This window comes from Microbacterium sp. P2_F9 (assembly GCF_056403635.1).
Genome location: NZ_JBFUFC010000214.1, coordinates 1 through 6,345 on the forward strand (window position 1 = coordinate 1; position 6,345 = coordinate 6,345).

Genomic DNA, 6,345 nt, shown 5'->3' on the forward strand with positions numbered 1-6,345 from the left:
CGCCTTCGCCGCTCGCGCCGAAGAACTCGGGCGCGGCGAATCGGTGGGTTTCTTGCGTGAGGTCGATGCCATCAACCTCCGCCGACGAGACCGAGCCGCACAGCTGGTAGTCGAGGCCTTCGACGGTGACGTCTTCCAGAAGCGCATCACGGTTCTCGGCGCCGCGTTCAAGCCGCACAGCGACGACATCCGCGACTCACCCGCACTCGACGTTGCTGTGCGACTGCACGGTCTGGGTGCCTACGTCACCGTGACCGATCCGGCAGCGATCGCGAATGCCTCAAGAGTTCACCCTCAGCTCAGCTACGTCGAAGACCGTGACGAGGCTCTTCGTGGTGCCGACGCGGTCATCGTCGTCACCGAGTGGGACGAGTACCGGCGCGAACTCGACCCGGTCTACGCGGCATCACTGACAGCTGGGCGCATCGTCGTCGATGGGCGCAATTGCCTCGACGCCGCAGCGTGGCGCCGGGCCGGCTGGACCTACTACGGGATGGGGCGACCATAACCATCAGTTGCCGGATTTCGCGTGGCTGTAGAGATAGGTAGAAATGGCGGATGCTCACTCCGTGGAGCTGCGGCTCGGTGAGGCGGTCGAGCTGGCGACCGCCTGGGTTGCCCACATGGCCCGAGCCCGCGGCATCCGCGTCCTGGTGATCAAAGGCGCTGCCTTGAGTCGTCAGGGTCTGAGAGAACCACACGTGTCGGGTGATGTCGATGTGCTTGTCGACCCGGGCGGTTTCGATGAGCTATGCGGGGCGATCGCTCAGGGGGGATGGACTGCTCGCGACCAGACGCTGGTCGGAGCCGTCTGGAGTGCTCACTCGGTCAGCTACACCGCCCCCGATTGGCCGTGCGACATCGACGTGCATCGCTTCTATCCGGGACTTCTCACCGATGAACAGCAGGCGTTCGATGCGCTATGGCGCGGTCGCACGCAGCTGCTGTTTGCGGATCAGCCCGTCGAGGTGCCGAGCCGGGCAGGCAATGCAGTGCTGCTCGCGCTTCATTCCCTTCGCGACGGACTCTCTCAGCCTCGGCACCGCGACGAACTGGAGGGACTTCTCGCGGTGCGGTTCACCGATCGAGAGTTGACGGAGATCGTGGAAGTCGCGGATACCGCTGGGGCCCTCGGCACGCTCGCCGACGTCCTCCCACGACTAGGCGTTCGCCCGGACGCTATCCCGCCGGAGGTGGAGTCCGAGGAACTTCGCGCCTGGCGAGCGCGAGTCGATGCTGATTCGCGAGGGGCCTTCTTCTGGCTGGTATTGCTGCGACGAACGCCTTGGCCGAGAAAGGCGAGCGTCCTGCTGCAGTCCGTGTGGCCGACACGTAGAGACCTCCTCCTGGCGCACCCGGGGATGCCGGACACCGCACGAGCGCGAACTCGTGCGCGCCTCGGTCGGATCCCGGCGGGCCTCCGAGGGCTGCCAGCAGCACTCCATGCCCTGACCCGCAGAAGGTGATGCAAGCGGGTCGCTGCAGTCGCATGCCGCGTCGATGATCAGGTGTCGTCGCGTCGGCGCTGCCGCCACCACTCCAGAAACACGACGATCAGAAGTCCGATGCACGCGCCCGTGAGGTTCGCGACGATGTCCATGACGCTCGGAACACGTCTCGCAAGCACCACGGCCTGAAGCGACTCGATGGCCACGCTCGTGACAAGCGCGATCGGCAGGATCAGGTAGCGATGCGTCAGGATGAGCGCGAGCAAAACCCCGAGCGGCACGAACAGCAGGATGTTCGCGCCGAATTCGATCCGCGCGTAGGTCGCCCACGGAATCACATGGGTTAGCCCGCGTAGGAACGATCCGGCCGGGGCGTCGACGCGCGACGGCCAGAACCCGATCAGGGCGAGGACGGCGGTGTAAACGATGAGGGTCGTGCGGGCCACCTGCCTGGTGCGGACCTCGGCGCGGGGCGCGGGCGACGCGGTCTGGCGCTCCACAGGCCCGGCGCGCTCCACCGACGGGGCCGCCGAGCGGGAAGGAGACTGCGTCGGCGAGATGCCAAGTTCATCGAGGGCAGCATCGAGAGGATCTTGATGTGTAACCGGGTGGATGGCGCCGCCCGACGCAGGCATCGACGCGGGAAGGGGCGGCCTCGGCGGAACATCGACGCGCTGACGAGGGGCGTCCGCATGCTCGTCGGGCGCGAGCGGATTCATTCTGGCCTCCCGTTTCGGGCGCCGCGACGATGCCGCGCGTTTCAGGCGAGCATACCGAGAGGCACACGGGGCAATGCGTGACGGCGCCACCCAGGCGCTGAGTTACAGGCAGGTAAATCCTCAGCCCGCGCGGTGAGGATCACGCAACGCAACTGTTACGTTTGAACTGTCAGCGACGCATCTCCTGCGTCGCTGTTCCCATGCTCCGCACACGCTCCATGCCACACGCACCCACGGTCGTCCGACCGGGTGTCGCAGCCGAATCCCTGGGGGAATTCATGTTCGAAGCCACATCTGATCTCGATGGCGCCTCTAACGGCGCCGACCGCAGTCCCGGCCTCAGCCGCCGCCAGCTCGTCAAGGCCGGAGCATGGGCAGCACCCGTCGTCGTCCTCGCGACGGCTGTTCCGGCTGCCGCGACCTCGCTCGGGCGAGTGACTGTCGTTGCCGGGTCCGCCATCGCGGAGTCGGTGGACGGCGGTAGCGGCAAGTGGTTGCTGACGGTCAAGTTCAACTCCACCTTCACGAGCCCGAAGACGCTCTCGCGGACGACCTACACCTTCACGTTGAATGGAGTCACCACGACGGGCAAATTCGTCAGCGGCAATAACGGGAACCCGACGATCCTGCTGCCGGCTTCCGCAGCCGCCGCCTCCCGCCCGCTGGGCATCGTTGATTCAGTCGTCTCTGGCACCTTGGTCACGATCACGTACTCGGTGCCGACCGGAGTGGGACCAAACACGCAGCCCGTCGTCGTCGAGGTCAAGATCCCCTGAGCCTGCGACGGAACAAGTGCAGGTGGGCGGAGATCGACTTCGCTAAGCAAACGAGCAGGGAGTAGCCATGGAGTTGCGTGACTATCTGCGCATACTTCGTGCGCACTGGCTCGGCATCGTACTGTTCACGCTGCTGGGGATAGGTGCCGCCGCCGGGTGGAGCGCCATGCAGCCCCGCGTGTACACCGCGACGACGAGCGGCTATGTGAACGCCACGGGCGGCTCCGGTGACCCCGGCTCGCGCCTCGTTGGCAATCAGCTCGCGCAGAGTGTCGTGAAGTCCTACATCGACATCGGCGCTTGGCGATCCGTCGCCGAGTACGCTATCGACGACCTGGGGCTCGAGACGACTCCCGAGGCCCTGGTCGGGCGGGTCGGCGTAACGAATCCGCTCGACACGGTCATCATCCGGGTTTCGGCCAATGCCTCGTCACCGRAGGAGGCGCGCGACCTCGCGGAGTCGTGGGTGCGCGGCATGCAGAGTGAAATCGACGCCCTCGAAGACATCGGAGCCGGGGAAACAGGCGCGGTCACCCTCGTGGCCGGCGACTCCGCGCGCCTGCCCACTGCTCCCTCGTCGCCGAACACGAGGCTCAACCTGATCCTCGGGGCCCTGATCGGTCTGGCGCTCGGAATAGGGTACGCAGTCCTCCGGCACGTGCTCGACCAGCGGGTGCGGCATCCGCGCGATATCGAGCGCGAGACCGGTGTCTCGGTCATCGGCACCCTGCCCGAGTCGAAAGACCTCGTCAACGAGCGAAAGGTGCTCACGTTCAGCGGGCGCGCGGATTCCGCGACCCCTGTGGCCGAGGCCACTCGCGAGCTGCGCACGAACCTCCGCTTCGTCGACATCGACAACCCTCCGCGCGCGATCGTCGTGACAAGCCCGATTCCTGGCGATGGCAAGTCGACGATCGCCGCCAACCTCGCCATGAGCCTCGCCGCGGCCGGCGAGAACGTCGTGCTGATCGACGCCGACCTGCGCCGCCCGATGGTCGCCGACCTCTTCGGGCTGCCCGCCGGCGGCGGGCTGACCGATGTGCTCACCGACCGCGCAGAGATCACCGATGTGATGCACACCATGGGCGCTTCGGGAAAGCTGCTGGTCATCACGGCCGGCAAGATCCCGCCGAACCCCAGCGAGGTGCTCGGCTCACAGCGCATGCGCGAGCTGATCGCCAACCTGTCGAAGCACGCCTACGTCATCATCGACAGTCCCCCATTGCTGCCGGTCACTGATGCCGCCATCCTTGCGACCAGCGCCGACGGCGCGATCGTCGTGGTGTCAGCCGGCAAGACCACCTACGACATGATGAACAAGGCGCTCCTCAACCTCGAGAAGGTCAGCGCCCGCGCGCTCGGGGTCGTGCTCAACAAGTTGCCCCGCCGCGGCAACAGCGCCTACTACGGCTACCAGTACCAGGGCGACTACAGCCCGCAGGCGCCTCAACCGCAGAAGGCCCCCACCGCCCCGACTCRCTGACCTCACCGGTTGGCGCCGATCGCGCATCACATGACCCAGAACCCCCTCCCCCGCCCCGCCCGCATCGCCGGCACCGTCGTCGTCGCGGCGCTCGCGGGGGGCATGGTGCTCGCGATCCTGGCCGTCGCCTGGATCGGCGTGCGCGGCGCCCTCGCAGCCGACCATCTCCTCACGGCACGCGGCCAGGCTCAGCAGGTGGTCGAGAAGATCAGCGACCCGGCGGCCGTCGCCGACACGATCGCCGCGGTCGCCGATGAGACCGCTGCCGCCCGGTCGCTCACGAGCGACGTGGTGTGGCGGGCCGCCGAGCTGGTCCCCTGGCTCGGTCCGCAGCTCTCCGCCGTCTCGACGCTGGCGGCCGCCGCCGACGACGTCGCCGGCAAAGCGCTCACACCGCTGTCGGAGGTCGCCTCCACCCTCACTCCCGCCGCGATGAAGCCACAGGACKGTCGCATCGAGCTGTCGGGCTTCATTGCGGTGCAAGATGCGGCGGCCGCGGCATCCTCCGGCATCACCGGTGCCGCCGACTCCGTCACCCAGATCAACGAGGCCGCGCTCGTCGCCCCCCTGCGTGACGTCGTCGCCKAAGTGAGCAAGACCCTCGACCAGGCCGAAGCCGCGACGGATGCCCTGACCCGGGCATCCGTCCTGCTGCCTGCAATGCTCGGCGCCGACGGACSCCGCAATTACCTCGTGCTGTTCCAGAACAACGCGGAATGGCGGTCTCTCGGCGGGATCGCGGGTGCGATGGTCTTGATCCACACGGATGGCGGTTCCATTCAGCTCGTCACGACCGATGCCGGTAGTGACTTCGCAGACACCGACGCCTCGGTGCTGCCCCTCTCCGACGAGATGGCGGCCATCTACGGCCAGCGACCGGGGCAGTGGATGCAGAATGCCACGCAAGCGCCAGACTTCTCGGTCGCCGCAGCCCTCGCGCGCGAGCACTGGGCGCGGAAGCACGGAGTGCAGGTCGACGGGGTGATCGCCACTGATCCCGTCGCGCTCGCATACATCCTGGCCGCGACCGGCCCCGTCACACTGCCGAGCGGTGACACCGTCACATCAGAGAACGCCGTGCAGCTCCTGTTGAACGAGGTCTACCTTCGCTACACCGACACGACAGAGCAGGACCGGCTCTTCGCTGACACGAGCACGTCGATCTTCACCGCCTTGACCGATGGCCGCGCCAACCCGGCGGCCCTGCTCACCGCGCTGGGGAAGGCCGGAGACGAACGGCGCCTGCTGCTGTGGAGCGCGCACCCCGAAGACCAGCAGGTGCTTGCCGAGACGACGCTCGCCGGCGGGCTACCCGTCACCGATGCCAAGACGTCAGCGTTCGGCGTCTATCTGAACGACGGCACCGGCGCGAAGATGGACTACTACCAGACGGCAGAGTCGACCGTCGCGTGGGATCAGTGCACGCTGGACAGCCGCGGCCTGGCCAGTGGTGACGCGACGCTCACTGTCACACTCACGAACAATGCACCCGCCGATGCGGCGAACCTGCCCGACTATCTCACCGCGGCCGGCTGGTACGGGGTTCCCCCCGGGAGCATCCGCACGGTGGGCTATCTCTACGTCCCCGAGGGATTCGAGCTCGTCGACGCGCAGATCACCGGCGGCAAGGGCTTCGGCGGCGGGATGCACGACGGGCGACTCGTGTTGAGCTACGAAACGACTCTCGCGCCCGGCGAGTCGGCGACGGCGACCATCGTCGCCCGCACGACCTCGCCGAGCGGTGCGAACCTCGTCGCATGGGCGACGCCGACAGTTAACGCAGACGTAACGCGCGAAGTTGCCCCGTGCCTGTGAGTATCCCTATGCTCAGGTTCAAGGCACCGTCGCTTCGGATCTCACGATCCGAACACGATGCCTTTTGCATGACCGCACCAGGGCACTTCCGTTCCATCCGAACC

At 67.1% G+C, this 6,345-nt stretch carries 6 protein-coding genes; 5 read left to right on the forward strand and 1 reads right to left on the reverse strand.

All coding sequences use genetic code 11. The features are described from left to right. Window positions 1-508, forward strand: a 508-nt coding sequence (locus AC1DVT_RS17035) for a UDP binding domain-containing protein (RefSeq protein ID WP_477390228.1), incomplete at its 5' end; no start/stop codon positions are given. 115 nt (window positions 509-623) lie between these two features. Further along, window positions 624-1,466, forward strand: coding sequence for a nucleotidyltransferase family protein (locus AC1DVT_RS17040; protein ID WP_477390238.1), 843 nt, complete (start codon window positions 624-626; stop codon window positions 1,464-1,466). 38 nt (window positions 1,467-1,504) lie between these two features. Here the strand turns inward: AC1DVT_RS17040 and AC1DVT_RS17045 are convergent, their stop codons facing one another. After that, window positions 1,505-2,167 carry a VanZ family protein gene (locus AC1DVT_RS17045; RefSeq protein WP_477390230.1) on the reverse strand — a complete coding sequence of 221 codons (663 nt, stop codon included), beginning with the start codon at window positions 2,165-2,167 and terminating at the stop codon, window positions 1,505-1,507. Window positions 2,168-2,385: 218 nt separating this feature from the next. Here AC1DVT_RS17045 and AC1DVT_RS17050 point away from each other — a divergent pair, with 218 nt between their 5' ends. The 3 genes from AC1DVT_RS17050 to AC1DVT_RS17060 all read left to right on the forward strand — a co-directional run bounded on the left by AC1DVT_RS17050 (window position 2,386) and on the right by AC1DVT_RS17060 (window position 6,241). Continuing rightward, a complete protein-coding gene (locus AC1DVT_RS17050) occupies window positions 2,386-2,943 on the forward strand; it encodes a hypothetical protein (protein ID WP_477390232.1) in 558 nt (185 codons plus the stop codon). Between the two features lie 67 nt (window positions 2,944-3,010). Further along, a complete protein-coding gene (locus AC1DVT_RS17055) occupies window positions 3,011-4,426 on the forward strand; it encodes a tyrosine-protein kinase domain-containing protein (RefSeq protein WP_477390234.1) in 1,416 nt (471 codons plus the stop codon). A 30-nt stretch (window positions 4,427-4,456) separates the two neighbouring features. Further along, complete coding sequence (locus AC1DVT_RS17060; protein WP_477390236.1) at window positions 4,457-6,241, forward strand: DUF4012 domain-containing protein; 1,785 nt, start codon at window positions 4,457-4,459, stop codon at window positions 6,239-6,241. The last annotated feature ends 104 nt before the right edge of the window (window positions 6,242-6,345 follow it).